We start from the raw sequence: 24410 nt of genomic DNA on the forward strand, positions 1-24410 counted from the left end.
AACAGCCCCAACACCAGCCAACGTTTCACGAACCCGCTGGCTTCTGGGGAATCACCACTTCGTACATCCCCCGCAGGTCCCCCACCCGGAAGTCATAGGCTAGGTCCTGGGGGTAGTTGTTTTTCACAAAAGCCGGCCGCGCCTCCTTGGGGCCATGACAAGCCAAACAACTGGTCTGCACATCAATCCGCCGGAAGTAGTACACCGCTTGGTCATCCTGCTGCCAAAAAGCCTGCACATCCGGGTGCTCCTGGAATTCCGCCAGGGCTTGTTCTTCGCGGGTGTTTTGGGGTCGGTGGTTGGGGTTGCGGTACTTCAGGGCCACCTGGCGCACCTGCCACCCGTGGGTCTGGCCAATCTCCTTGGACCGCCTCCCCACCGGCGCGCACACCTGCTGAAACGTCTCCAGCGTTGGCTCCTGGGCGCGTCCCTCCAGCGTACTGGCCAAGCCCACCCGCATCTGGTCCAATTGCTCAATGGCAGTCACCGCCTCCCCCAGTTCCGTGGGGTTCACCATGGCCCACGCCGGCTGGAACCATCCCCCCAGCAGCCCCAGCAGCAGAGCCAACACCATCAGTCCTCGCATGAAGCACCCCCTTCCTGGGCCTTTTGGGATAAATGGGTTAATGACTCGATACACATCTGGAAACAACGGGGGTCGGCCAGGAAATAAAGGCGGTTGTTGCCCTCCTTGCGACAAGCCACTAGACCCCCTAGACGCAACACCTGCAGGTGCTTAGAGACATTAGCCTGGCTCAAACCGGTACGGGCGCTCAATTCCCCCACACTGACCTCCCCCCGTTGCCCAATCCACCAGAGCAATTGCAAACGACTCGGGTCCGCCAGCAACTTGAAGAGGTCCGCCAGGCGTTCCACATCCGGCATCGTCCCCGTTGGTGGGATACCTAGACCCATCGTGCCCCCCCTAGGAAGCTGCCGGTTGCTGCTGCGGAGCCACCGCCTGGGACAACTCCAGACCAAACAGGAGACGCAGCCCCCACTTTTCCATCGCCGGCATACCCACCCCCAACCGCATCTTAGCAAGAAAGTACTGCTCAAAGACCGCCTTGGCCCAGTTGACCCACACCCCCTGCACCGCATAGGCATAACGGCGTTGACCTGTTTGGGGGTCAGGTAGCACCGGCGCGGCCACATAGCCAATCCCCGTTTCCCCGTACTCGGCAAAACAGAGAGCCTCTAGCGTCGGCACCTGCATTGGTCCGGGGATGGCCCCCAGGGCAACGGCAATGTTGTGGGCTGCCACCACCGCCATGGCCTCCGTCATCTGACCACTTTTGGGCAGTCCAACGGGAACGGGTGTTTTGTCCGGCTGGTCCAGGTGCACCGCCACCCCCACGCCGTAGATATTCGGGTACCGGGGATGCTGGAGCGTGGGCAACACCGGTAAAAACCCCCGTTCATTGCCCAGGTCCGAAGTCCGCACAAAGTCCGCCCCCCGAAACGCCGGTAGGATCATGCTGTAGGCAAAGGGAAAACACCGTCCGTCGGCAAGCACCACCTGAATCGCCGCATGGGTCACCGTTTGGATGCCCCGCCGCCGCATCAGGCCTTCGGTCAACTCGCGGGCGTTTTTCACCCCTGACACCCCCAAGTGACCGATGTAGGGTTCCGGCGTGATGTAGGAATTTGCACCCGCTCCCGTAGGCCATGACGCCGCAACTCCCGCTCCGCCAACAAAACAAATTCGTAGACCGGTCCAAAAAACCTGCCCCCGGCGCTGCTGCCACCACCAGGTCCCCCGGTTGTTCTAAATACCGCTGCCAAGCTGCCCGCGCCGCCAGCCCATGATTGGCCATGCAGATGGAGTGGGCATGCACCCCTAACCCCGGCACCAGCTCCATGGCCAACCCCGGTCCACTGGCAATCACCAAATAGTCATAAGGTAGCTCCTGCGCCGCCGTGTACGCCCGCTGAGCTTCAGGGTCCACCCGCACCACCGCGCCTTCTACCCAACCAAACCATACGGGCTAAGTCCAACTGGATACGCTCCAACGGCGTCAACCCCAAAGCCACCTGCACCAACCCGGGAATAAACGCAAACTGGGGCGATGCTGACACCACCGTCACCCGATGCCGCCGCCCCAATAGATGTCGCAACTCATAGGCCGCCGGTAAGCCCCCTAGCCCGGCCCCAATCACCACAACCTCCGCCATCGCCCTCCTCCAACATACTTGACCTTATTAACTAAATAGTTATATATTCATTTTGGGTGATACTGTAGGAGGTGGTCGAGGGATGGTGGTCAGTCGCAGGAAAAGGCGCTATGGCAAGCCCAGTCAGTGGGGGATGGTGTGGTTATTTTTCCTGATTGCCGTTGGCGGGTTATTTCAGCCCCTGCTGGGGTACCTAATGCTGGCGATGATGTTGTTTATCCCGTTTGAGGCCTATTTCCACGGGCGGTACTGGTGTGGCAATTTGTGCCCGCGGGGGGCGTTTTTGGATATTTTCCTGGCGCGGGTCAGTCCCCGGCGTCCTTATCCTCGGCTTTTTCGCAGCAAGTTGTTGCGCTGGGGAATTTTTGTGCTGGTGATGAGTGGGTTTGTGGTGCGCCTGAGCTATGCCTGGGGTGATTGGCTGGCGGTCGGCGGGGTGTTTGTGAGTATGTGCGTGGTCACGTCCACCGTGGCTATTGCCCTGGGGTTGACCTATAACGAGCGGGCCTGGTGTGCCATTTGCCCGATGGGGACGCTGCAGGAGTCCATTGCCAAGTTGGGGCCAGCTACCCGCAAGCAGCGCCAACCCGCAAAATCCACTCAAGCTCTACCGGCAGCAGGGGAGGTGGAGGAGACATGACGGCTGAGCAGCTCCAGCGCCCCTTGCGTCTGCCGGCTATGGTCTGGACGTTTTTGAAGTTAGGGTCCCTTGGGTTTGGCGGGGGCATGGCCATGATTGCCCTAATGGAGATGGAGTTTGTCAAAAGGCGGCGTTTGATCGACATTGAGGAGTTTATCCACGGGGTGGCCCTGAGCCAAATCCTGGGGTCGTTCCCGGTGAATGCGGCCTTTTTCATCGGCTATCGGCTGCACCGGTGGCTGGGGGGGGTGCTTGCTGGCCTGGCGTTTCTGTTGCCGTCGCTTGCCGCAGTCATCCTGCTGTCTTGGCTCTATTTCACTTACCACCACATGCCGTTGTTGCAGGCGATGCTCGACAGCATGGCGCCAGTGGTGATGGGGATCCTTGTCACCATGGCCTGGGGGATGAAAAGGCGGCTGGTGCATTCGCCGTTGGTCTGGGCGCTGGTCCTATCCGGTTGCCTAGGCAGCGTCGCTCGGGTCAATCCCCTGGCGTTGCTGGGAGGGGGTGGTCTGCTGGGCTGGTGGCAAAGGATGAATACGTCCCATCGCCCCCGAAAACACCCCCAGCCGGGACCAACAGCGGTGGTGGTGGGTGTGCCCTTGGCAGCTCAACTGGTGCCCCACGGAGCTGTTGGGACGATGGTGACATCGGTGCCGTTGGTGACCCTAGGCTGGACGTTCCTCAAGGTGGGGCTGGCCTTTTTCGGTGGGGGGGTTGTGCTCATCCCGCTGCTGAAGCAACTGGTGGTGGACCGGCTCCACTGGCTGACCATGCAGGAGTTCATTGATGGGGTGGCCATCAGTCAACTCATGCCGGGGACGATTGCGGTGCTGGCCACCTTTGCCGGGTATCGCCTGGGGGGATTGCCGGGTGCCCTGGTGGCTACAGCCGGACTGTTTTTGCCGTCGCTGGTGCTGATGACGTTTCTTTCCCAGTTCTACAGCCAGTTCCGCCACCTGGAAAACGTCAAGCATTTCCTGGCGGGAGTCAACCCGGTGGTGGTGGGGATGGTGATGTCGGCGGCCATTTACCTGGCCCCCACGGTGTTTCCCCTGCAGGAACCGGGGCGATTGGTCCTGAACGTGGCCCTGTTTGCGCTGACGTTGGTGATGGTGGGGCGTGACAAGCGGCATCCGGCCCTGGTGCTGGGTATAGGGGCGCTCACGGGGGCAATTTACGGTGCCATCGCCGGCTGATCTGCTATGGTTTCCTTAATGGCGTTGGCAGGAAAACCGATGTGGCGGGTGATCCCAGGCGGGGTGACGGCTCCCCAGGGCTACCGGGCGGGGGCAGTGCGGGCGGGACTCAAACCATCGGGGGCGCTGGATTTGACGTTGATTTACTCGGAACGGCCGGCGGTGGTGGCGGGCGCTTTTACCATGTCCCAGGTGCGAGCAGCCTGCGTGCGCTACTGCCAAGCCCAACTCCAGACGGGACAGCCAGTGCGGGCGATTGTGTGTAACGCGGGTCAAGCCAATGCAGCGACGGGTCCCCAGGGCTGGGAGGACACCTGTCGGACGGCGGTGGCGGTAGCCCAAGCTCTCAGCATCACCCCCCAAGAAGTGCTGGTGGCATCCACCGGGGTCATCGGGCAGCGGATTCCTATGGAGAAACTGCTAGCGGCGATTCCAGGGCTGGTGGCGGCGACGACCCGGGAGGGGGGGGACCTGGCGGCTGCCGGCATTCTCACTACCGACTTGGTGCCCAAGACCATTGCCCTAGAGAGCACAGCCCTTTCGCCGCCTTTGCGGATCGGTGGCATGGCCAAAGGCTCGGGTATGATCCACCCCCAGATGGCCACGCTGCTGGCGTTTCTCACCTGTGATGCGCCGGTGACGGGGGATTTCTGGCGGCAGGTGCTGCGTGAGGCGGTGGCGGTGAGTTTTAATCAGATCACGGTGGACGGCGACACTAGCACCAATGACATGGTGTTGGCCCTGGCCAATGGGGCGGCAGGGGGAACACCCATCCACGCCGAACATCCGGCAGCGCCTACTCTGGCGGCCATGGTGACGGAAGCCTGTACGGCCCTGGCCAAGCAAGTGGCGCGGGATGGGGAAGGGGCCACCTGTCTGATCGAGGTGCGCGTGCAGGGTACGGCCACGGATGAACAGGCCCGCCGCATTGCCCGCACCATTGCCGGTTCGCTGTTGGTGAAGGCGGCGGTGTTTGGCCGGGACCCGAACTGGGGACGGATTGCTGCGGCGGCTGGCCGGGCCGGGGTGCCCTTTGACCCGGATGAGTTGGCTATTGACCTGGGGGACATTCCCCTAATGCGGGCAGGACAACCCCTGACTTTTGACCGCGCGGCTGCCTGTGCCTATCTCCAGAGCGACCCGGTGGTGATCTGGGTGCGGGTGGGAGGGGGACCGGGGCAGGGCTGCGCTTGGGGCTGTGACCTGAGCTATGACTACGTGCGCATTAACGCCGAATACACCACCTAACGCTCCACCAGGTTCCCCTGTTCCAGGGCCACCAGCAGCCCTTCGCAGGCATCCATCAGCAAATCCAACACCCGTTCAAAGCCTTCGGGACCGCCGTAGTAGGGGTCAGGGACTTCCCGGGCCTGGTAAACGCGGCAGAATTCGCACATCATGCGGACTTTGTCCCGGTAGCGCCGTTGCGGGTCCAGGGCCAGCACGTCCCAGTAGTTCTCCCGGTCCATGGTCAGGATCAGGTCAAAGCGCTCAAAATCCGCCGGTTCAAACTGCCGTGCCCGCCCCGTGAGTACAATGCCCCGCTTGCGCGCCGCCGCCTGCATCCGTTCGTCGGGGGGGCTGCCGGCATGATAGCCAATCGTGCCCGCCGAATCGCACACATAGCGGTCCTGGAGACCCCGCTGCCGTAGCAGGTGATTCATCACCCCTTCCGCCGCCGGGGAACGGCAGATATTGCCCATGCAGACAAACAGCAATTTCGTTGGGGTGGTGGTCATAGCCACTGCCAACGCCTGCACCCCCAATGTACCAAAAATCGGTTCCCGCCCGGCCCCCAAACCCGCTACACTGAGCATTGATTCACTGAATCTAAACGGAGATATGGCGGCAGACATATACATTGGCCAGCGGGTGCGGGTCTGTTGTTTGAAGGACCGGGTCGGCCCGGCAGTGAGCCAGAAACTGGGACAAGTGGGGGTGGTCACGGACCTGCGGGTTGTGGACGGCAAAAGCATTGGCCTGGTGGTGAAGTTCAATGACCAGAGCCAGACCTGGTTTTTTCCGGAAGAGCTAGAACCCGTGTATTCATGACCCGAATTCTCACCTGGCTGGGCCAAGCGGGGCGGCGGGCTAAGGTGGTGGCGACGGTGGCCCGGTGGTTTGCCCAACGCCAGCGCCGGGTTCTGCTGGTGACCCATGACCCCAATCCAGCCTTGGAGGGGGAATTGGGGCAACCCCTGCCGACAGAACCTCAGGAAATAAGCGCCGGTCTCTGGGGGGTGCGCCTACAGTCGGTTCGGTTGCTGGAGCAGTTCTGGGAGGAACTCAAGGCCCTGGAGGCCCGCTACATCCGGTCCCCCTTTTTCCGGGATGTCTATGGACAGGAGCTGGGGGTGTTGCCGGGGTTGGACGGCTTGTTGACCCTGAACGCCCTGCGGGGGTATTGGCAAAGTCAACAGTACGATGTGATTCTGTACGATGGGGCCAGCGACCGGGAAACCCTGCGCATGGTGGGCCTGCCTCATCTGGCGGATTGGTACTACCGGCGGTTTCAGGAGGTGCTGCTGGCGTCGGAATTAAGCCGCAATGTGGGACCGTTGCTGGGGCCACTGGTGAGCGCGGTGTTTACGGGGGGATGGGAGCAGTCATCCCTGGACCAGCCCCGGCAATGGTTAGAGGAGCTATTGCGCCAGGGGCAAGCGCTGGTGCAGGACCCCCATACCCTGACGGCCTATCTGGTGACCACGGATGACCCGGCCGATGTGGCTAATGCCCGCTGGTACTGGGGCAGTGCCCAACAGGTGGATGTACGGGTGCAGGGGGTGCTGGTCAGTCAAGGAGACGAGACAGGTCTAAGGGAACCCTTTGCTCCTTTGCCGGTGGGCACGCTGGCGCGGTTGCCGGATTTGGACCAAGTGGTGCCGGTGCCGCCGCCGCTGGAAATGGATGAAGCGGCTAAACAAATTCGGTTGTTTTTGCCGGGGTTTCCCAAGTCCCAGGTTAAACTAACCCAGTATGGGCCGGGGTTGACGGTGGAGGCGGGGGACCAGCGACGCAATATCACCCTACCGCCGGCCTGGCAGGGACGCCGTATCACTTCTGCCCGCTTTCAGGAGCCGTACCTGACGATTACGTTCTAGGGGGGGTGCGATGGGGGACGCAGCGCAACGGCCAGCCGATCACCCAGGCGAAAGCGAAGTGGTTGGGCCTCGGCAGCGGGTTTGGCGTTGTGCCCCCCGGCCCCAGAAATGGCAACCTTTGTCTGCATCGCTGACCTGGCCCCTATGGTTGCTGGGGTTGGGGACGCTGGTGCTGGCTTACTGGCTGGTGCTGCACAGTTTTTATTGGGTGGGGCAATTGGTCAGTCAGGTGCTGTTCACTACTCTGCGTTATTTCACCTGGGTGCGCCCACCGGTGGGCTTGACGCTGGGGCTGTTGGTGGGGTGTTTGACTGTTTCGCCCTGGGTATTGCGCTGGTTGTTGCCGCGGCTGGGACCGGGACGGGGGATGACCTTGGCAGAGTTGGGCGACCGTTGCCCCGAAACGGCTCGGTTAATTGAGCGCTCCTGCCGGGAACGCCGCTGGCCCTTGGTCCGTCTGTGGTGGTTGGACCAGCCGGTGCCGGTGCTGTGGAGTTTTGGCTGGTTGCCCCAGGCCTATTGGTTGGTGTTAAGTGAAGGGGCGGTGGCGGCGCTGACGGACCGGGAATTGCAGGCGCTGGTGGCCCAGGAACTCAGCCGGCGTAGTCTGATGCGGTTGCCCCTGGGACGGACAGCGGTGTTTCTGGGGCTGGGGTTGCTGTCGGGGCTGACGTTGCTGCTGCAAATTCCCTACCGGCTGTATTTGGGCTTGGCGCGGTTAGGGGAGTGGTGGCCTCGGGGGGCGTGGCTGACGGGAACCTTGTCCTGGCTGTTTTATGGGCTGTGGTGGTTTTGGCGCTGGGCGGGGTTGGGTTTGGCCCGGGTGCTGACGTTGTATGCCGACCGACAGGCGGTGCAGATGACGGCTGACCCCAATGCCCTGGCCCGGGGGATCTTGAAACTCCACGGGGCGACGGCGGGCGTGTTACAGGAAAAGGGGGGAATGCCCCATCTGTACCAGTTGTGGGAGTTGCTTTTGCCGGTGCATCCCCGCTGGGGGGTGTATCTGGGAACGATTCCGCCGGAGGTGCCCTGGGAGCAGGTGTTGCGTCCCCGCTGGCCCTGGCTGAATATCGATCTGGCTCAGGCGGATGTGACAGCGCGGTTGCAGTTTTTGATGCAGGTGGCGCGGCAATGGCGCATTCCCCCGGAGGTGGAGATTCCCGAACGGCAACCGTTGCCCTGGCGACAACAGGCGTTGCATCTGGCTCCCTGGTTGGGGTTGGCAGGTGGTTGGCTCACGGGAGTAGTCATCGGTTGGTTAATGGGGGTGTTTGTGGGGCAACCAGACCGTTGGGTGGCCATTGCCCTGGCTTGGTTGGGTTGGGGGTGTGGGATGCTGTTGCGCATCAATTTCCTATACCCGGACATTCCCCCCCGGACGCCGGAGACGGAACCGAATGTGGTGCAAGCAGTGACGGTCGGGGCCTATTCGCCCGCCTACGGGCAACCCCAAATCTGGCAGGGGCAACTGCTGGGGCGGCTCAGTTGGGACAATGCTTTGGGGCAGGACCTGTGGCTGGCCACCCCTGGGGGAACCCTGCCGTTGCATTACCAGCCATCCCCTAGTTACCTGGGGCATTTGTGGTTGGGCAGCCGCCATCCAGTGCGCTTCATCGGTAAAACGGTGGTGGTGCAGGGCTGGTTGCGCTGGGGAGCGACACCCTGGATTGAGGTCCACCAAATAACCACGCGCCAAGGGCAAAAGACCAAGGGGGGACATCCCGTGTGGGCTACGCTGGCGGCGTTTGTGGCCATCGCGATTGGGGTGTATATCCTGGGGTTTGTGGGGGTAAGCTGGCAAATGTGGACGCCGTCCCCGCAACCCATGCCGGACTTGGGTTCGTAATATTCAAGGGCAACTGCTCCTGGCGATGAATTCTCCCGCTCCCAGCGACCAGGCACTGCTCCAGGGCATTCAACGTGGTGAGTCCCGGGCGATGGCGCTCCTTTACGAACGCTACGGTAAGTTGGTGTATTCCCTGGCCTTGCGGCTGCTGCAACAGCCCCAGGAGGCAGAGGACCTGACCCAGGAGGTCTTCGCCAGCCTGTGGTGCAGGGGGAACTACGACGCCCGGCGGGGTTCTGTTCCAACCTACCTTACCACCCTCACCCGCTCCCGGGGCATTGACCGCCTGCGCATGCGCCAGTCCCGGATGCGCTGGGTGCAACGCTGGGGCATTTTAACCGCCGGGCTGACGGAACCCCCCTTGTGGGAGCACCTGAGCCTGCGGGAACGCCAGGAGCGGGTCCGCCGGGCCTTAGACCAACTGGCGCCGGAGCAGCGGCAGCTCTTGGAAATGGCCTACTACCAGGGACTCACCCAAGCGGAAATCGCCCAGCAACTTAACCTGCCCTTGGGGACCGTCAAAACCCGCACCCGCAGTATCCTGAGTAAACTGCGGCAACTTTTGTACGACCAAGTATTATGACGTCCATGGCCGACCCACACCCCGAGCACTTGACCGACCTGGTTCTGGAGGAATGCGACCCGGTTGAACTGCTGGCCTGGGAAGGCCGGTTACAGCAGGACCCCGCCCTGGCCCAGGAAGTCGCCGAGTTACAGGCGGTCTGGCACAGTTTAGCCTACGGGTGCGAGCCGGTGACGCCACCTCCCAGCTTGCGAGGGCGGATTTTGGCGACGGCCCCTGGGCGACCCCGGCGTTGGTTATGGGCGGCAGCCACTGCTGGTCTAGTGGGCATCATGGGGCTGGGGATGGCCAACTGGCAGCTTTGGCGGCAGTGGCGATTGGCCCAGCAGGAATTGCGCCTGCAACAGGTCGTGATGGCTGCGCTCCGGCATCAAGACACCCGCATGGCCATCCTAATCGGGGCGACCCCCATGCTCCGAGGGGCAACCGTTCGCGTCCTTACCCTCCAAAGACAAGTGTTGGTGGTATTCAACGATAAACTGCCCCCTCCCCCGCAAAACCATGTCTATGTCCTGTGGGCCATCACCAAAGACAATCGCCACTTCCCCTGCGGCCAATTTGTGCCCAATAAAAACGGCATCATTCACTGGACCAACCCCCGCTTTTTGCCCCACGACCCCCGGGTGAAAGCCCTGGTCATCACCTCCGAACCGGACATGGGGAATGTTCCCAGGGGTTTTCCGATGATGAGCAGTGGTAGTTTATGAGGTGAAGGGGTTGGGCCGGAAATCCCCACGGGCAAAATCCTTGGCGGCAATCCGGGGTTACGGCCCGGTTTAGCCCTGGACATCGGGTTATCTTTCAGCGCCAGTCCTCGGTAAAATCCCAGTCGTCCTCGTCGTCGGCAGGGGGGGGGGTTTTACGGGGGTATTCCACATAATCCGGTTCCAAGACGATCGGTTCCGGTTCCGGGGGCCGAGGCGGTTGACCTAACCACTTATCCAAGCCCCAAGCCGTTAGCCAGCCGGCCAAACTGGCTAAGCCGAAGGCCACCCCCAACGGCAGCGTGACCAACGGTTGGCCCAAAAACACCAGGGGCACCCAGGGCTGCCAATTTTGCACCACCAGCATCCCCCAGACGACAGCCAGGGTGAGCTGCACCCCCTTTAGGACCACCGTTGCCATGGCACGCAATCCATCCCCAACTGGTCCAGCGCCCGCGCCACCACAAAATCCACCAAATCCAGCACCGACTGCGGCTGATGATACCAGGCAGGGATGGCCGGAACAATGCGGGCGCCCGCTTCCGCTAAGGTGGTGAGATTGCGCAGGTGAATCAGACTAAAGGGGGTTTCCCGAGGCACCAGCACCAACGGCCGCCCCTCTTTCAAATGCACATCCGCCGCCCGCTCAATCAAATCACCGCTGAAACCCGCCGCCAATTTCGCCACCGTCCCCATACTACAGGGCATCACCACCATCCCCAGGGTGCGGTAGGAGCCGCTGGCGATCCCCGCCCCGATGTCCCGCCAGTGATGGCAAATCAATTTTCCGGCTGTAGGTACCCCCACCTGTTCCCGCCAAAAAGCCTCCTGCTGGGGCACCGCTGGCACCTTCACCCCCATTTCCTCACTCCAGACCCGGTAGGCCCCTTGAGATAGCACCAATTCCACCCCATAGCCCGCATAGAGCAGGTGTTTCAACGCCCGCAGGGCATAGATTTGTCCCGACGCCCCCGTTGCCGCCAGCACCACCGGCCAGGACTGCCCCGTCATGCTTGGGTAGCCCATTGTACCAGGGCGCGAATCTGGGCAGGGCCAAATCCCAAAACCTCCCCCAGGGCCAGCTGAGCCAACAACCGCACCGCCGTTTCCCGATCTGCCGGGTCCAGCCCCCGTACCCCCGCCCAAAACAACTCCAGGGGGTCCACCTGCCGCAACCAGGTCTGCACCCGCTGGATCACCCGACTATCCACCCCGAGGCCCAGGCCAATGAGCGGCTTGTGTAGCGACCCCATCTCCGCCGGCGCCACCTCATCGTCAATGGCCATCATCGCCGTTGCCAAAGCCACTAGGGCCTCCTGCCGATTCAGCACCAATGACGACGGCACCGGCTGGCGAAACCGCTCCCACACGTAACGCATGTAACTTCCCCTGGCCGCCCCGCCACCCCCATTCTAAACCAGCAGGTCCTGGAGCGCCGGATGCACCAACCGTCCCGCCCGGGTATTGACCCCCCGTCCCAAGGGCGTATCGGGCGCCAGGGCGTCATAGCCGTGTTCCGCCAGGGTCAGCAGATAGGGCAACAGACTCTGGTTCAGGGCCTGGGTAGCCGTCCAGGGCACCGCCCCCGGCATATTCGGCACCCCGTAGTGCAGCACCCCGTAGCGCGTGTACACTGGCTGGGTATGGGTCGTCGGTCGGGATGTTGCCACGCACCCCCCCTGGTCCACCGCCACATCCACAATCACACTCCCCGGGCGCATCTGCTGCACCAGCTCCTCCGAAACCAGCCTCGGCGTCCGTTTCCCCGGCACCAGCACCGCCCCAATCAGCAAATCCGCCGTGGGCACCATTTCCGCAATGTGGGTGCTGTTACTGTGCAAAAGCAGGACGCGAAACCCAAACAAATCCCCCAGGGCGTGCAACCGGTCCAGATTCCGTTCGATGATGGTCACCTGCGCCCCCAAACCTACCGCCATGCGGGCCGCCTCCGTCCCCACCACGCCCCCCCCTAGAATCACCACGTGGGCCGGTTTAACGCCTGGCACCCCCCCCAACAGCACCCCCCGTCCCCCAGCCGGACGTTGGAGAAAGTGACTACCGACCTGCACCGCCAACCGCCCGGCGATCACACTCATCGGGTGCAACAGGGGCAGGCGACCGTCCTCCAACTCCACCATCTCGTAGGCAATGGCCGTCGTTCCCGCCCGCAGCAAAGCCTTCACCAGCCCCGGTTGCGCCGCCAGATGCAGGTAAGTAAACAACAGCAAGTCCGGGCGCAGATAGTCGTACTCCACCGGCAATGGTTCCTTCACCTTGACCACCAACTCCTGGGCCCAGGCCGTCGCCGCATCCGGCACCAACAGCGCCCCCGCCTGCCGGTAGTCCTCATCGCTAAAGCCCGCCCCTTGGCCCGCCTGGGTTTCCACCACCACCGTATGGCCGTGGGCCACCAGCGTTGCCACACTTGCTGGACTCAACCCCACCCGGAACTCCTGGTCCTTGATTTCTTTAGGCACCCCGATGCGCATGGCGTAACCCCCTTACCGCCGTTCTGCCTGACCCAATAGCGCCTGTCCCGCCACCGTCACCAAAGCGATCACCGTCAGCAGCGACGCCCCCGCAAAGGCCGCCACCGTCTCGTACTCCATATACATCCGCTCGATGTGCAGCGTCAGGGTATTGGTCAAATTAATCACCTTGCCGGAGATCACCGCCGCCGCCCCATATTCTCCCAATCCCCGCGCCGTCGTCAGGATCACCCCGTACAGCAGCGCCCAGCGAATCTGGGGCAACGTCACCCGCCAGAAAATCTGCCACCCCCCGGCCCCCAAGGTCTGGGCTGCTTCCTCCTCCTCCCGACCCATACTCTCCAAAACCGGCAGCACCTCGCGCACCACAAACGGCAAGGTCACAAACAGGGTCGTCAGCACCAGCCCCGGCGGCGCAAAGACAATTGGCAGCCCCCAGGCCTCCACCCAATGGCCAAACACCCCCACCGTCGGGCTGTAGAGCAAAACAAACATCAAGCCCACGATCACCGGCGAAATGGCCAAGGGCGCATCCAACAAAGCCAAAATCAACCCCTTACCCGGCAGGGGATACCGCGCCAGCACCCAAGCCGCCACCAGGCCAAACACCGTATTCACCGGCACCGCAATGGCCACCACCAGCAGCGTCAACCCCAGGGCATGCAGGGCCTCCGGCGTCATCAACCCCCGCAGGTAAGCCGACCACCCCTCCCGCAACGCCTGATAAAACACATTGACCAGGGGCAGGGCCACCATCAACCCCAGATACAGCGTTGCCACCCCAATCAACCCCCACGCCACCCCACCTTTAGGACGCACCGGCTGACGCATAGTTTAAGCTCCCCCCGAAGCCGTCGTGGCCGGTATGCGCGTGCGGGGAATGCTGTAGGTCCAAAAATCCTGGGCCAGCACCGTGTTCGGGAAAATGGCCTGGGCCTCCGCCAGCAAATCCGCCAGTTGAATGGGATTGCCCGGGGCGTAACGGGGACTGAAATGGGTCAGGATCAACTGCTTCACCCCTGCCGCCAGAGCCACCTGGGCCGCCATCGTAGACGTAGAGTGCAACCGCTCAAAAGCCAGAGCCGCATCCAGATGGGAAAAGGTGGCCTCATGCACCAACACATCCGCCCCCTGGGCCAGCGCCACCGCCTCATCGCAATAAATCGTATCAGTGCAATAAACAAAGTGGCGACCTGGTTGGGGCGGCCCGCAGAACTCCCGGCCATCGAACACCCGCCCATCCGGGAGCGTCACCGTTTCTCCCCGCTTGAGTTGCCCATAGACCGGTCCCGGCGGAATCCCCAACTGCTGCGCCTTGGCCACATTGAACTCCCCCGGTCGGTCCCGCTCAGACACCCGATAGCCAAAAGCCGGCACCCGGTGCTTCAGGGGCGCGCAGGTCACCTGAAACTCCTCATCCTCATAGACCAACCCCGGCGCCACCGGATGGACCCGCACCGGAAACCCAAAGCGCATTTGGCTATAGCGCAAACAGGCCCGAATATACCCCTGCAACTCCGCCGGGCCATAGACATCCACCGCGTGGTTATCCCCCGACAGGCCGCAACTGGCCAGCAGCCCCATCAGCCCAAAAATATGGTCCCCGTGCATGTGGGTAATAAAAATCCGGCGGATTTGACTGATGCGCAAATCGCTGCGCAGGAACTGGTGCTGCGTCCCCTCGCCGCAATCAAACAGCCAGACCTCCGCCCGCTGGGGTAACTTCAAGGCCACACTGGAGACATTGCGGCTGCGGGTGGGCACCCCCGAACTCGTTCCCAGAAACGTGATCTCCACCTCGCCTTTGGCTATCCACTCCCTGATCAGTGTAGCGAACCCCAGCGCCCCCGCCATTTGACGACCCCGCCCCCACCCCCTAAAATGAGAAAGCAAGTTACGGAATGTAAATTTTGTAACTCTTGTGTGACATTAGGGCTTTTGGAAGACGGGGTGTGCTATGGGACGACGCTGGTACTGGGTTTGGGGTCTGTTGGCGGTGGTGTTTTTGAGCTGGGGTTTGGCAGCGGCGCCGGCCCTGGCCTATGACAATCCCGATTTGTTGCCTGACCATCCCACGCCCATCATTGACCTGAACCATTCCTTAACCGATTTGCAGCGGGAAGCCCTGGCCCAGGAGTTGGAGCAATTCGAGCGGGAGCATGGCTGGAAGTTGCGGGTGGTGACCCAGTATGACCGGACACCGGGGCGGGCCGTCAAGGAGTTTTGGGGGTTAGACGACCGGAGCGTGTTGCTGGTGGCCGACCCGCGCGGGGGCAATCTCTTGAGCTTCAATGTGGGGGATGCGGTCTATGCCAAAATGCCCCGGCTGTTTTGGATCGAATTACAGGCCCGTTTCGGGAATATGTTTTATGTGCGGGACCACGGGGAAGACCAGGCCATCCTCCAGTCCCTGCGGGTGATCGAAGCCTGTCTGGTCAAGGACGATGGTTGCCGGGTCGTACCTGGTTTACCCCGGGAGCAGTGGCTGTTGACCCTGATTACTTCTTTAGTGGGGGGCATCATTTGTGGGTTTGCCGCCCAACCACGCCGCCCCGGTCAGGTGATTGCTTGGCAGTGGGTACTCATTTTCTCGCCCCTGTGGGGGATGTTGTTTATCTCCTTTGGCATTGGACCGGTGGTGAGCCGCACCAGCGATTGGTTACCCGTGTTTCGCAACGTGGCCGGTTTTGCCATTGGCCTGTTGGTGGCCTACCTGAGTCCCATTTTTGGCGAGCCGTCTCCTTCTAAAACCTGACGGGCGTGCTGGCGGGCCAGGGTGACGTAATGCTGGGCGTGGGCGATTAACTCGGCTGCCTCCTCGGGGGTGACGTGACGGATGACCTTGGCCGGCACACCCACCGCCAGGGAGTAGTCGGGAACCGCTTGAGTGACCACCGCCCCGGCCCCCACAATGCACCCCTGGCCGATGCGCACCCCGTTGAGCACAATGGCCCCCATGCCAATCAGCGTGCCATTGCCGATTTCAGCGCTGTGGATGATGGCCCGATGGCCCACCGTCACCCATTCCCCCAACACCGTCGGTTGCCCCGGGTCCCCGTGCAGCACGCACCCATCCTGGATATTCGTCCCCCGACCCAAAATGATGGGGCTACAGTCGCCGCGCACCACCGCCTGATACCAGATATTCACATCCACCCCAATCCGGACATCGCCGATGACGGTGGCGTTGGGGGCAATAAAACTGGCCAGGTGGGTATCCGGCAGGGAACAATCGGCCTGGTCAAAGTCCTTCATGACTGGGCAGCCCGTCCCCGCAGCGCCAGCACCGGACGATGGGTGTCAATGTCCGTCTGGGTGATGACCGTTTCTTCCCCCGGCGCGCAGGGGTACACCCCAGAGGGCCGGCCTGCTTCCCCGCTCTCTGCTTCGTAGAACGTCACCGGGCCATCCTCGGGACACTCGCGGTAGGCCGAGTACAAGTCTTCCCACGTGATGTCCTCCCCGTCGCGCACCTCTCGGATTTCGGCTAGCAAACCCACCAGGGGGTCGGGTTGGGTTTCCACCTGTACCAGCCGTTCCCCTTCCCAACAAAAGTGATGCCATTCCAGGCCCATGGTTCACTCCGCCCATGTGGTTGCCACTATTATAGGGTCACAACAGCTTGGCCTTGGGTTATTATCAAAGGCGAAGCGTCCTTAGCCTAGCTATGCGGCGGCGGCAGTATTTGTATTTAACCTTGGCGACCGGTTTAGGGGCAATTGCCTGTCAGTCCCAGCCCGTTCCCCCACCCAAGACCGAACCCAGTCCTGGCTCACCCGTCTATCTCAATGGCGCCGGTGCCACCTTTCCCTCCTTCCTCTACCTGAAATGGTTTAGCGAGTACCAAAAAATCTATCCCGAAGTGCAGATTTCCTATCAACCCATCGGCAGTGCCGCAGGCATCCAACAATTTCTCACGGAAACGGTGGATTTTGCCGGCAGTGATGTGGCCATGACCGATGAGGAAGCCGCCCAGGTGAAACGGGGTGCCCTGTTTGTGCCGATGACCGCCGGGAGCGTGGCCGTGGTGTACAACGTGCCGGGGGTGCCCACCGGACTCAAACTGTCGCGTCAGGTTTTACCGGCCATTTTCCTAGGAAAAATCACCCGCTGGAACGATGCGGAAATCGCCGCCTTGAACCCGGAAATCACCCTGCCCGATTTACCCATTACCGTCGTTTATCGTTCCGACGGCAGTGGTACGACCGCCATCTTTACCCGGCATTTGAGCGCCATTGACCCCCTGTGGCGAAACCAGGTGGGCACTGGTTTGACAGTTAAATGGCCAGTGGGGACGGGAATCAAAGACAACGCCGGCATCAGCGCCCAAATCCAGCAAGGCGAAGGGGTGATTGGCTACGTGGAATACGCCTACGCCAAGCAGTTGCAACTGGCGACTGCCGCTTTAGAAAACAAGGCGGGTAAATACCTGCTGCCGACGCCCAATGCGGTGGAAAAAGGGGTGGCCGACGTGGTGCTCGACAAGCGTCTGCGGGGATTTGTAGATGACCCCAGCAGCCCCGAAGCCTATCCCATCGTCAGCTACTCCTGGCTGCTGATTTATCAGAAGTACGACGATAAAAAAAAGGGGGAAACCCTACGTAGGTTTATCCAGTGGGCCTTGGTGGAGGGGCAAAAGTTTGCCACAGAGTTGGGGTATGTGCCCCTGCCGGGTCCGGTGGTTACGCAGGCCCAAACCTTGATGCAAAATCACACCCTGGTTGCATGACCCTACGACTGCACATTGGCGGTAAACATCCCCACCCGGACTGGAAGATCGTGGATATTGAACCCCGGCCGGAGGTGGACTACGTGACGGATGCCGCTAACCTCAGCCTGTTTGCTGACCAATCGGTGGACATGGTCTATGCCAGTCATGTGCTGGAGCATTTCCATTACGGTTTGCAGGATGAGGTGCTGCGGGTGTTGCGGGAGTGGCATTGGGTCCTCAAACCGGGGGGCCAGCTCCTGATCAGCGTGCCGGATTTGCGGGTGCTGTGCTGGCTGTACTGCCATCCCAACCTGCTGCCGGAGGAGCGATTCCATTTGATGCGGATCATGTTTGGGGGCCAGGTGAACCAGTATGATGTGCATAAGGTGGGTTTTGACATCGATATTTTGGGGATGTATTTAGCCGAGGCGGGGTTCAGTCGCTACGAGCAGGTGAGTGAATTTCATCTATTCCCCGATTGCAGTTCCCTGCGGATTTTGGACACCTTGATCAGCCTGAATGTGATTGCCACCCGTTAGGCAGCGTCGCCAGAGAATCAGGGCATCGTCATCGGGGTTTTGGTAATAGCCGGGGCGGCGCCCAAGTACCTCAAATCCACAGGATTGATAGAGGTGCAGGGCAATGGTATTTTGGCTGCGCACCTCAAGGGTGGCGTGCATAACAGTTGGGGGCAAGGTCTGCAACAGATGGTTCAAGGTGGCCCGTCCCAAACCTTGACGCCGGTGCTCGGGATGTACCGCCAGCAAAACAATATGGGCTTCATCGAGGATGACCCAGGCGGCGGCCATACTTCGCAGTCCGTCGGGAGCGACATAACCCACAAATAAGGTGCCGAGTTTTTGCAATTCCTCGGCGTACTGGCGGGGCGACCACCATCCCCCCAAGGCCACTTGGTCGAGAGCCACCACCGCATCTAGGTCCTGTACTGTCAGATGACGCAATGGCATAGGATGTTGGTTTTGCCTTAAACCTAGCTGCAAACCGGCCTTGACTGGCTGGGAGCACCCCAGGACCGGGCAAACCCCGGGAGCCGGACGGTTGTTTGGACTACACACTCAGGCAGCCCTTTGCCTAACGTAGTAAGTATCCTATCCTGGTCATCAACCCCTTGTCTTCAAGCCCTGGCCTATGCCCCGTTTTCGACCGCCAACGACTGCTGCAGCCGATGGTCAACCGACATTGGTGATTGTGGAGTCACCCACCAAGGCGCGTACCATTCGGCAGTACTTACCGGACAACTACCGGGTGGAGGCCTCGATGGGCCATATCCGGGATTTGCCTCAGTCGGCCAGCGAAATCCCCCCGGAGTACAAGGGCCAGGACTGGGCCACCCTGGGCGTGAACATTCACAACAACTTTGAACCCCTGTACATCATTCCGCCAGATAAGAAAAAGGTGGTTAACCATCTCAAGGCTGCCCTCAAGGACGCCAAGGAATTAATCCTGGCCACCGACGAGGACCGGGAAGGGGAAAGCATCAGTTGGCATTTGACCCAGGTGCTCCAGCCCCAGGTGCCCACCAAACGGATGGTTTTCCATGAGATCACCCGCGAGGCCATCCAGGAGGCCCTGCAAAACTGTCGCCAGTTGGACGAAGGGTTGGTGCGGGCCCAGGAAACCCGCCGGATTCTCGACCGGTTGGTGGGGTACACCCTCTCCCCCCTGTTGTGGCAAAAGGTGGGGCCGGGGCTGTCAGCAGGGCGGGTGCAATCGGTGGCAGTGCGGCTATTGGTAGAACGGGAGCGCCAGCGCCGGGCCTTTCGCTCCGCCGTCTATTGGGATGTGAAAGCCCGCCTGATGGCCCATGGCCTACCCTTTGAAGCTCGTCTGGTAACCCTCAACGGCGAAAAGCTGGCGACCGGCCAGGACTTTGACCCCAAAACCGGCCAGTTGTTGCCGGGGCGATCGGTGCGTTGGTTGTCAGAGGCCGAGGCCCAGGAACTGTGCCAGCGCTTATCAGGAGAAACCTGGCGGGTGCAGGCCGTTGATTCCCGGCAGGTCCAGCGCAAGCCCGCTCCCCCCTTTACCACCTCCACCCTACAGCAAGAGGCCAACCGGAAATTACGCCTTTCGGCCCAGGAGACCATGCGCATTGCCCAGAGCCTGTACGAGCAGGGCTACATTACCTATATGCGTACCGATTCCGTGCATTTATCCCAACAGGCCATCAACGCCGCCCGCGCCTGCGTGGAGCATATGTACGGCAAAGAATACCTCAGCCCCCAACCCCGGCAGTACGCCACCCAAAGCAAAGGCGCCCAGGAGGCCCATGAAGCCATCCGTCCGGCGGGCAGCACCTTTCGTACCCCCCAGGAGACCGGTCTCACCGGACGAGAACTAGCCCTGTACGAGTTGATCTGGAAACGCACCTTAGCCACCCAGATGGCGGAGGCCCAAATTACCCACCTGACGGTAATCATCCAGGCAGGGGATGCGGAATTTCGCACCACCGGCAAGCGCATTGATTTCCCCGGCTTTTTCCGCGCCTATGTGGAAGGTTCCGACGACCCCCAAGCCGCCTTAGAGGACCAGGAAATCCATCTGCCGCCCTTGGCCGTGGGGGACACGCCAACCTGTACCCAAGTGGAACCGGTGCGCCACGAAACCCAACCCCCCGACCGCTACACGGAGGCTTCCCTGGTGAAAACCCTGGAGAGTGAAGGAATTGGCCGACCTAGCACCTACGCCACCATCATCAGTACCATCCAGGACCGGGGCTATGTGCAAACCGAAGGCAACGCCCTGGTGCCCACCTTTACCGCCTTTGCCGTGACTGCTTTGCTAGAGCGTTACTTCCCCCACCTGGTGGACACGGGTTTCACGGCCCGGATGGAACAAACCCTGGACGAAATCGCTGCCGGTCACGTCAACTGGCTGCCCTACTTACAGGAGTTTTATCTGGGGGAGCAGGGGTTGGCCAACCAGGTGAAACAGCAGGCCGAAAGTATTAATCCGGCCACCGCCCGCACCCTGGAACTGGAGGGATTAGGCGACGCCAAAGTGCATTTGAGTACCCGCTACGGCCCCTACGTGGAAATCCCCCAAAACGGTCAAACCGTGACGGTTTCCCTGCCCAAGGACCTAACCCCTGGCGAGTTAACCCCGGCGGTTCTGGAGGAACTGCTGCGCCAGAAAACCGCAGGGCCCACCAAACTGGGTCTCCATCCTGAAACCGGCGAACCCATTTACGTTCTCATTGGCAGTTACGGCCCTTACGTCCAACTGGGAGACGTCAGCGAGACCAACAAAAAACCCAAGCGCGTGTCCCTCCCCAAGGGCATGACCCCGGAACAGGTCACCCTAGAAACGGCGGTGGGGTTACTGTCCTTGCCCCGCACCCTAGGTCCCCATCCCCAAGGAGGGGTGGTCAAAGCCGGTATAGGGCGCTTTGGCCCCTACATCGTCCACGACCGGGGCAAAGAGGGCCAAGAATTTCGCTCCCTCAAACCGGAGGATGACGTACTCACCATCACGCTAGAACGGGCTTTGGAATTGCTGGCCCAACCCAAGGCCGGCCGTGGCCGCAGCGCCCCCCTGCGCGACCTTGGTCCCCATCCCGACGACCACCAACCCGTGCAACTCTATCAAGGCCCCTACGGCTACTACGTCAAGCACGGCAAGGTGAACGTCGGTCTTCCCGAAGGGACCTCCCCCGACAGCCTGACGCTCGAGCAGGCCGTGCAACTGCTGGCGCAACGACAACCCACCACCCGCAAGCGTGCTACCACCCGCCGCAAAAAGACCTAGTTAGACTTAGTTCACTACCGGTTGTCGCGGAGGTTCGGGGCGCAGTTCGATCAAGGGGGCCTGGGGGTCGCTCAGGTCAATGGCGGCAATGCGGGGCAGGGGGACCTGGCGGGGCAAATGGCGCAAACGGTCCAAGGCCAGCAATTGGGCCGGCAACTGCTGTACATCGCTCCCTAACCGAACCCAACCCAACTCCGTTTGCAAACCCAAGTCCCCGGGCTGCTGCCAGTCAATGGCCGTGACCCGCACCGGACTGATGGTGATGGCACGGTACACCTGGGGCCACAGGGAGGTGTAGCCGGGATGCCAGCCCCGCACTTGCAGGGTGGGATAGCGCTGGAGACGGCGTAAAACTGGACCGTACTCCGGCCCCAGGCGATGCCCTTGTGCATCGAGAAAACCTTGGTTTTCGGGGGGACAGGGCGGAGGACAAACCAACACCGCTACCGGTTGGCGCTCCTGCACCCAGACCTCTACCCGCGTGGGAAAGGCCTGCCGCCGGACGCGCACCTGGGCCACCACCGGTTCTTGTTGCAAACGCTGGGTTAGTGCCGAGGGGGACACCTGCCACAGGGGCTGGGGGTAGTCAAACGGCAACCAATGTCGCACCTGCGCTTCGGTCAGCAACCCCTGGGTATGAATGACAATTTGCTCCGGTTGCACCACCCACCAACTGGGATGTTGCCCCAGCCAGAACAGGCCTGCTGTTGTTCCCAGGGTCGCCAGGGTTTGCCAGATCTCTAGCAAAAGTTGCCGTCGCTTTTGCCGCCGGATTTGCTGCCGCCGTTGGCGAAAGTCCATCCTGCCCCCAAAACGCCCTCTCCCCCTTAATCCTGACACGGGCGGCCGAGAACCACAACCCGACTACTACCCAGGCGTCAAAGTTTCTTAAAACTCTTTCTCATGTTTTTTTCGCCCAGATGGGTTAAGAATAGGGAGGGATACCTAAGGTGACGGATGCACAGGTGGCTAGCGGGCGCGTTGCGGGTGGAGCGGGTGACTGTTGCCATTCATGACCTGCCCCAGAGCCTAGCAGACGTGCGCGTGGTGCAACTTTCCGATTTCCACTTCGACGGTTTGCGCTTAAGTCCCGCTTTGCTACAGGCAGCTCTGGCAGCAACCCAGGCGGCCCAACCCGATTTGATTGTGCTCACCGGGGATTACATCACCGATGACCCCCAGCCGATTTGGGAACTGGCGGGGTATTTGGGGCAACTGCGAGCCACCTACGGCGTTTGTGCGGTGCTGGGCAACCACGACATCGAATGGCCCCAGGCGCGGACCATCGTCACCCAGGCCCTGACCAGTGCGGGGATTGAGGTGTTGTGGAACCAGGTGAGTTACCCCCTAGGGCCAGGTATGGCGGTGGTGGGTTTGGCCGATTTTTGGTCCAAAGAGTTCCGGCCAGCGCCCCTATTGCAGGCCTTACCCCCCCATTTGCCCCGACTGGTGCTCTCCCACAACCCGGATAGTGCGGACGTACTCCGGCGGTGGCGCGTGGACTTGCAACTTTCTGGCCATACCCACGGTGGGCAAATTGTCATCCCCGGTTGGGGACCCCTGCCGGCCTATACAGATGCCTGGAAACGCCGCTTGCCCCGCTGGTTGTGCCGTCGGATTCCGTCCCCCCTGTTCAACCAGAACTGGGACCGCACCATTGTGCACTGGGAATGGAGCCAGGGATTGCACCGCATTGGCCACAACCAACTCTACGTCAACCGGGGACTGGGCACCTATCTACCCGGCCGATTCGGTTGCCCACCTGAAGTGACTGTCATTACCCTGGTCCCCCACCCCCAACCCTACCCAGTCCATAACTGCCAAGCGGCGTTGGCGGGAATGACTTGACGGGCTTGGAGGGATTCGAACCCCCGACACCTTGATCCGTAGTCAAGTGCTCTGATCCACTGAGCTACAAGCCCTGGCACCGCAGACACCTATTATAGCAAGACCAACCCCCACCCCTTCACAATCTGTAACCTAATTAATGAACAAAATTCCCAATAACTGTGCTATCGTTAGCCGTAGGGTTGCTATTGAGAGTTAATCTCAATAACGGGTTATCCGACTGGGGGTAACCCGCTTTTCCCAAGTGCGTGGATTGAGGAGGTAAGGCGATGCAAACCTACGGAGAGACGGATGTGACCTATGGTTGGTGGGCGGGGAATGCCCGTTTTGCCAACTTGTCGGGGTTATTTATTGCCGCCCATGTGGCCCAAGCAGCGTTAATGACCTTTTGGGCGGGGGCGTTTACGTTATTTGAAATTTCTCGCTTTAATCCCGACCAACCGATGGGGGAACAGGGTCTGATTTTGCTGCCCCATTTGGCGACGTTGGGATGGGGTGTGGGGGAAGGTGGTCAGGTGGTGGATACCTATCCCTATTTCGTGGTGGGGGCGGTGCATCTGATCGCGTCGGCGGTTTTGGCAGCGGGTGCGTTGTTCCACACGTTCAAGGCGCCGGAGGATTTACAAACGGCCACGGGTTGGGCTAAGCGTTTTCATTTCGCCTGGGATGACCCCAAACAATTGGGCATCATTTTGGGGCATCATTTGTTGTTTTTGGGGGCGGGGGCGTTGTTGCTGGTGGCCAAGGCCTGTTGGTGGGGTGGTTTGTACGATGCATCCATCCATAGCGTCCGTTTGGTGACCCAACCAACGCTCAATCCCCTAGTGATTTACGGGTATCAAACCCACTTTGCCCAGTTGGACAATTTGGAGGATTTAGTGGGGGGGCATATTTATGTGGGGCTGATGCTCATTGGCGGCGGCATTTGGCATATTTTGGTTCCCCCCTTAAATTGGGCGCGGCGGGTGCTGTTGTTTTCCGGGGAAGCTCTGTTGTCCTATGCCCTGGGGGGGATTGCTCTGGCGGGGTTTGTGGCGGCCTATTTCTGTGCGGTGAACACCTTTGCCTACCCGCCGGAATTTTACGGCCCGCCCCTGGAGGTGAAGCTGGGTATCACGCCCTACTTTGCCGACACGGTAAAGCTTCCCTACGGTACGTACACGTCCCGGGCCTGGCTGGCCAATGCCCACTTTTTCCTAGCCTTTTTCTGCCTGCAAGGTCACCTGTGGCATGCTCTACGGGCGCTGGGGTTTGATTTCCGACGGGTGGAACGGGCTTTGAGTTCGTTGCAGATTTAGCACGCTGACGCTCCGACACGGCAAGGGGAGAGAGGAGAACTTTTT

The 24410-nt window shown here is 61.1% G+C and carries 29 protein-coding genes and 1 tRNA gene; 14 read left to right on the forward strand and 16 right to left on the reverse strand.

Going from position 1 to position 24410, the window contains the following annotated elements; all coding sequences use genetic code 11:
* Window positions 1-25: 25 nt before the first annotated feature.
* The 4 genes from Q6L55_02940 to Q6L55_02955 all read right to left on the reverse strand — a co-directional run bounded on the left by Q6L55_02940 (window position 26) and on the right by Q6L55_02955 (window position 2175).
* Complete coding sequence (locus Q6L55_02940) at window positions 26-586, reverse strand: DUF3365 domain-containing protein (GenBank protein ID MEN9257672.1); 561 nt, start codon at window positions 584-586, stop codon at window positions 26-28.
* Window positions 574-915, reverse strand: coding sequence for a metalloregulator ArsR/SmtB family transcription factor (locus tag Q6L55_02945; protein MEN9257673.1), 342 nt, complete (start codon window positions 913-915; stop codon window positions 574-576). Before Q6L55_02945 ends, Q6L55_02940 begins: the two co-directional genes overlap by 13 nt.
* A gap of 10 nt (window positions 916-925) precedes the next feature.
* On the reverse strand, window positions 926-1606 hold the full coding sequence (locus Q6L55_02950; GenBank protein ID MEN9257674.1) for a hypothetical protein: 681 nt from the start codon (window positions 1604-1606) through the stop codon (window positions 926-928).
* Window positions 1607-1938: 332 nt separating this feature from the next.
* Entirely contained in the window at window positions 1939-2175 is a 237-nt protein-coding gene (locus Q6L55_02955) for an FAD-binding protein (protein MEN9257675.1), read from the reverse strand.
* Window positions 2176-2257: 82 nt separating this feature from the next.
* Between Q6L55_02955 and Q6L55_02960 the strand changes: the two genes are divergently transcribed.
* From Q6L55_02960 to argJ, 3 genes are read left to right on the forward strand one after another with little or no spacing between them, the layout of a single operon-like run.
* Window positions 2258-2815 (forward strand): 4Fe-4S binding protein, encoded by a 558-nt coding sequence (locus tag Q6L55_02960; protein MEN9257676.1) that lies wholly within the window; start codon window positions 2258-2260, stop codon window positions 2813-2815.
* Window positions 2812-4014 carry a chromate efflux transporter gene (chrA, locus tag Q6L55_02965; protein ID MEN9257677.1) on the forward strand — a complete coding sequence of 401 codons (1203 nt, stop codon included), beginning with the start codon at window positions 2812-2814 and terminating at the stop codon, window positions 4012-4014. Before Q6L55_02960 ends, chrA begins: the two co-directional genes overlap by 4 nt.
* A gap of 39 nt (window positions 4015-4053) precedes the next feature.
* The gene (gene argJ, locus Q6L55_02970) at window positions 4054-5262 is read left to right on the forward strand and encodes a bifunctional glutamate N-acetyltransferase/amino-acid acetyltransferase ArgJ (GenBank protein MEN9257678.1); all 1209 of its coding nucleotides are present in this window, start codon (window positions 4054-4056) and stop codon (window positions 5260-5262) included.
* Here the strand turns inward: argJ and Q6L55_02975 are convergent.
* Window positions 5259-5831: a low molecular weight protein-tyrosine-phosphatase gene (locus tag Q6L55_02975; protein ID MEN9257679.1), complete on the reverse strand. Its 573-nt coding sequence runs from the start codon at window positions 5829-5831 to the stop codon at window positions 5259-5261. The genes argJ and Q6L55_02975 overlap by 4 nt on opposite strands.
* Window positions 5832-5856: 25 nt before the next feature.
* On the opposite strand from Q6L55_02975, the gene Q6L55_02980 reads away from it, so the two are divergent.
* The 5 genes from Q6L55_02980 to Q6L55_03000 are packed head-to-tail and all read left to right on the forward strand — an operon-like array spanning window position 5857 to window position 10254.
* Window positions 5857-6066 carry a DUF2862 domain-containing protein gene (locus Q6L55_02980; protein MEN9257680.1) on the forward strand — a complete coding sequence of 70 codons (210 nt, stop codon included), beginning with the start codon at window positions 5857-5859 and terminating at the stop codon, window positions 6064-6066.
* On the forward strand, window positions 6063-7115 hold the full coding sequence (locus Q6L55_02985; GenBank protein MEN9257681.1) for an ArsA family ATPase: 1053 nt from the start codon (window positions 6063-6065) through the stop codon (window positions 7113-7115). Before Q6L55_02980 ends, Q6L55_02985 begins: the two co-directional genes overlap by 4 nt.
* 58 nt (window positions 7116-7173) lie before the next feature.
* A complete protein-coding gene (locus tag Q6L55_02990) occupies window positions 7174-8964 on the forward strand; it encodes a hypothetical protein (GenBank protein MEN9257682.1) in 1791 nt (596 codons plus the stop codon).
* A 25-nt stretch (window positions 8965-8989) separates the two neighbouring features.
* Window positions 8990-9547 (forward strand): sigma-70 family RNA polymerase sigma factor, encoded by a 558-nt coding sequence (locus Q6L55_02995; GenBank protein MEN9257683.1) that lies wholly within the window; start codon window positions 8990-8992, stop codon window positions 9545-9547.
* Window positions 9544-10254 carry an anti-sigma factor gene (locus Q6L55_03000; protein MEN9257684.1) on the forward strand — a complete coding sequence of 237 codons (711 nt, stop codon included), beginning with the start codon at window positions 9544-9546 and terminating at the stop codon, window positions 10252-10254. The genes Q6L55_02995 and Q6L55_03000 overlap by 4 nt, the downstream gene beginning before the upstream one ends.
* Before the next feature lie 94 nt (window positions 10255-10348).
* Here Q6L55_03000 and Q6L55_03005 read toward each other — a convergent pair whose 3' ends face one another.
* Genes Q6L55_03005 through rnz form a run of 6 tightly spaced genes read right to left on the reverse strand, consistent with a single transcriptional unit; the run spans window position 10349 to window position 14537 of the window.
* Window positions 10349-10672 (reverse strand): hypothetical protein, encoded by a 324-nt coding sequence (locus tag Q6L55_03005; GenBank protein ID MEN9257685.1) that lies wholly within the window; start codon window positions 10670-10672, stop codon window positions 10349-10351.
* The gene (locus Q6L55_03010; protein ID MEN9257686.1) at window positions 10654-11262 is read right to left on the reverse strand and encodes a flavin prenyltransferase UbiX; all 609 of its coding nucleotides are present in this window, start codon (window positions 11260-11262) and stop codon (window positions 10654-10656) included. The genes Q6L55_03005 and Q6L55_03010 overlap by 19 nt, the downstream gene beginning before the upstream one ends.
* Window positions 11259-11630, reverse strand: a complete 372-nt coding sequence (locus Q6L55_03015) for a hypothetical protein (protein ID MEN9257687.1) — start codon at window positions 11628-11630, stop codon at window positions 11259-11261. Before Q6L55_03015 ends, Q6L55_03010 begins: the two co-directional genes overlap by 4 nt.
* A gap of 33 nt (window positions 11631-11663) precedes the next feature.
* Window positions 11664-12740 (reverse strand): alanine dehydrogenase, encoded by a 1077-nt coding sequence (gene ald, locus Q6L55_03020; protein ID MEN9257688.1) that lies wholly within the window; start codon window positions 12738-12740, stop codon window positions 11664-11666.
* A 12-nt stretch (window positions 12741-12752) separates the two neighbouring features.
* Window positions 12753-13571 (reverse strand): sulfate ABC transporter permease subunit CysW, encoded by an 819-nt coding sequence (cysW, locus tag Q6L55_03025; protein ID MEN9257689.1) that lies wholly within the window; start codon window positions 13569-13571, stop codon window positions 12753-12755.
* A 3-nt stretch (window positions 13572-13574) separates the two neighbouring features.
* Entirely contained in the window at window positions 13575-14537 is a 963-nt protein-coding gene (gene rnz / locus Q6L55_03030; GenBank protein ID MEN9257690.1) for a ribonuclease Z, read from the reverse strand.
* A gap of 160 nt (window positions 14538-14697) precedes the next feature.
* Between rnz and Q6L55_03035 the strand changes: the two genes are divergently transcribed.
* Window positions 14698-15495 carry a TPM domain-containing protein gene (locus Q6L55_03035; protein MEN9257691.1) on the forward strand — a complete coding sequence of 266 codons (798 nt, stop codon included), beginning with the start codon at window positions 14698-14700 and terminating at the stop codon, window positions 15493-15495.
* Here the strand turns inward: Q6L55_03035 and Q6L55_03040 are convergent.
* Both Q6L55_03040 and Q6L55_03045 read right to left on the reverse strand, forming a co-directional pair.
* The gene (locus Q6L55_03040; protein MEN9257692.1) at window positions 15450-15995 is read right to left on the reverse strand and encodes a gamma carbonic anhydrase family protein; all 546 of its coding nucleotides are present in this window, start codon (window positions 15993-15995) and stop codon (window positions 15450-15452) included. The genes Q6L55_03035 and Q6L55_03040 overlap by 46 nt on opposite strands.
* Window positions 15992-16315 (reverse strand): hypothetical protein, encoded by a 324-nt coding sequence (locus Q6L55_03045; protein ID MEN9257693.1) that lies wholly within the window; start codon window positions 16313-16315, stop codon window positions 15992-15994. The genes Q6L55_03040 and Q6L55_03045 overlap by 4 nt, the downstream gene beginning before the upstream one ends.
* Before the next feature lie 92 nt (window positions 16316-16407).
* Here Q6L55_03045 and pstS point away from each other — a divergent pair, with 92 nt between their 5' ends.
* The gene (gene pstS, locus Q6L55_03050) at window positions 16408-17469 is read left to right on the forward strand and encodes a phosphate ABC transporter substrate-binding protein PstS (protein MEN9257694.1); all 1062 of its coding nucleotides are present in this window, start codon (window positions 16408-16410) and stop codon (window positions 17467-17469) included.
* Window positions 17466-17990: a methyltransferase domain-containing protein gene (locus Q6L55_03055; protein MEN9257695.1), complete on the forward strand. Its 525-nt coding sequence runs from the start codon at window positions 17466-17468 to the stop codon at window positions 17988-17990. The genes pstS and Q6L55_03055 overlap by 4 nt, the downstream gene beginning before the upstream one ends.
* Here the strand turns inward: Q6L55_03055 and rimI are convergent.
* A complete protein-coding gene (gene rimI, locus Q6L55_03060) occupies window positions 17919-18419 on the reverse strand; it encodes a ribosomal protein S18-alanine N-acetyltransferase (protein MEN9257696.1) in 501 nt (166 codons plus the stop codon). The two genes, Q6L55_03055 and rimI, sit on opposite strands and share 72 nt — an antisense overlap.
* Window positions 18420-18600: 181 nt before the next feature.
* On the opposite strand from rimI, the gene topA reads away from it, so the two are divergent.
* Window positions 18601-21219 carry a type I DNA topoisomerase gene (topA, locus tag Q6L55_03065; GenBank protein MEN9257697.1) on the forward strand — a complete coding sequence of 873 codons (2619 nt, stop codon included), beginning with the start codon at window positions 18601-18603 and terminating at the stop codon, window positions 21217-21219.
* Between the two features lie 6 nt (window positions 21220-21225).
* Here topA and Q6L55_03070 read toward each other — a convergent pair whose 3' ends face one another.
* Window positions 21226-22020 (reverse strand): FtsQ-type POTRA domain-containing protein, encoded by a 795-nt coding sequence (locus Q6L55_03070; GenBank protein ID MEN9257698.1) that lies wholly within the window; start codon window positions 22018-22020, stop codon window positions 21226-21228.
* A 156-nt stretch (window positions 22021-22176) separates the two neighbouring features.
* Here Q6L55_03070 and Q6L55_03075 point away from each other — a divergent pair, with 156 nt between their 5' ends.
* Window positions 22177-23067, forward strand: coding sequence for a metallophosphoesterase (locus tag Q6L55_03075; protein MEN9257699.1), 891 nt, complete (start codon window positions 22177-22179; stop codon window positions 23065-23067).
* Here the strand turns inward: Q6L55_03075 and Q6L55_03080 are convergent.
* Window positions 23068-23141, reverse strand: a tRNA-Arg gene (locus Q6L55_03080).
* Between the two features lie 195 nt (window positions 23142-23336).
* Here Q6L55_03080 and Q6L55_03085 point away from each other — a divergent pair.
* The gene (locus Q6L55_03085) at window positions 23337-24365 is read left to right on the forward strand and encodes a chlorophyll a/b binding light-harvesting protein (protein MEN9257700.1); all 1029 of its coding nucleotides are present in this window, start codon (window positions 23337-23339) and stop codon (window positions 24363-24365) included.
* Window positions 24366-24410 lie beyond the last annotated feature (45 nt).

The sequence above is a fragment of the Gloeomargarita sp. SRBZ-1_bins_9 genome, from assembly GCA_039794565.1.
In the GTDB taxonomy this organism is placed as follows: Bacteria; Cyanobacteriota; Cyanobacteriia; order Gloeomargaritales; family Gloeomargaritaceae; genus Gloeomargarita.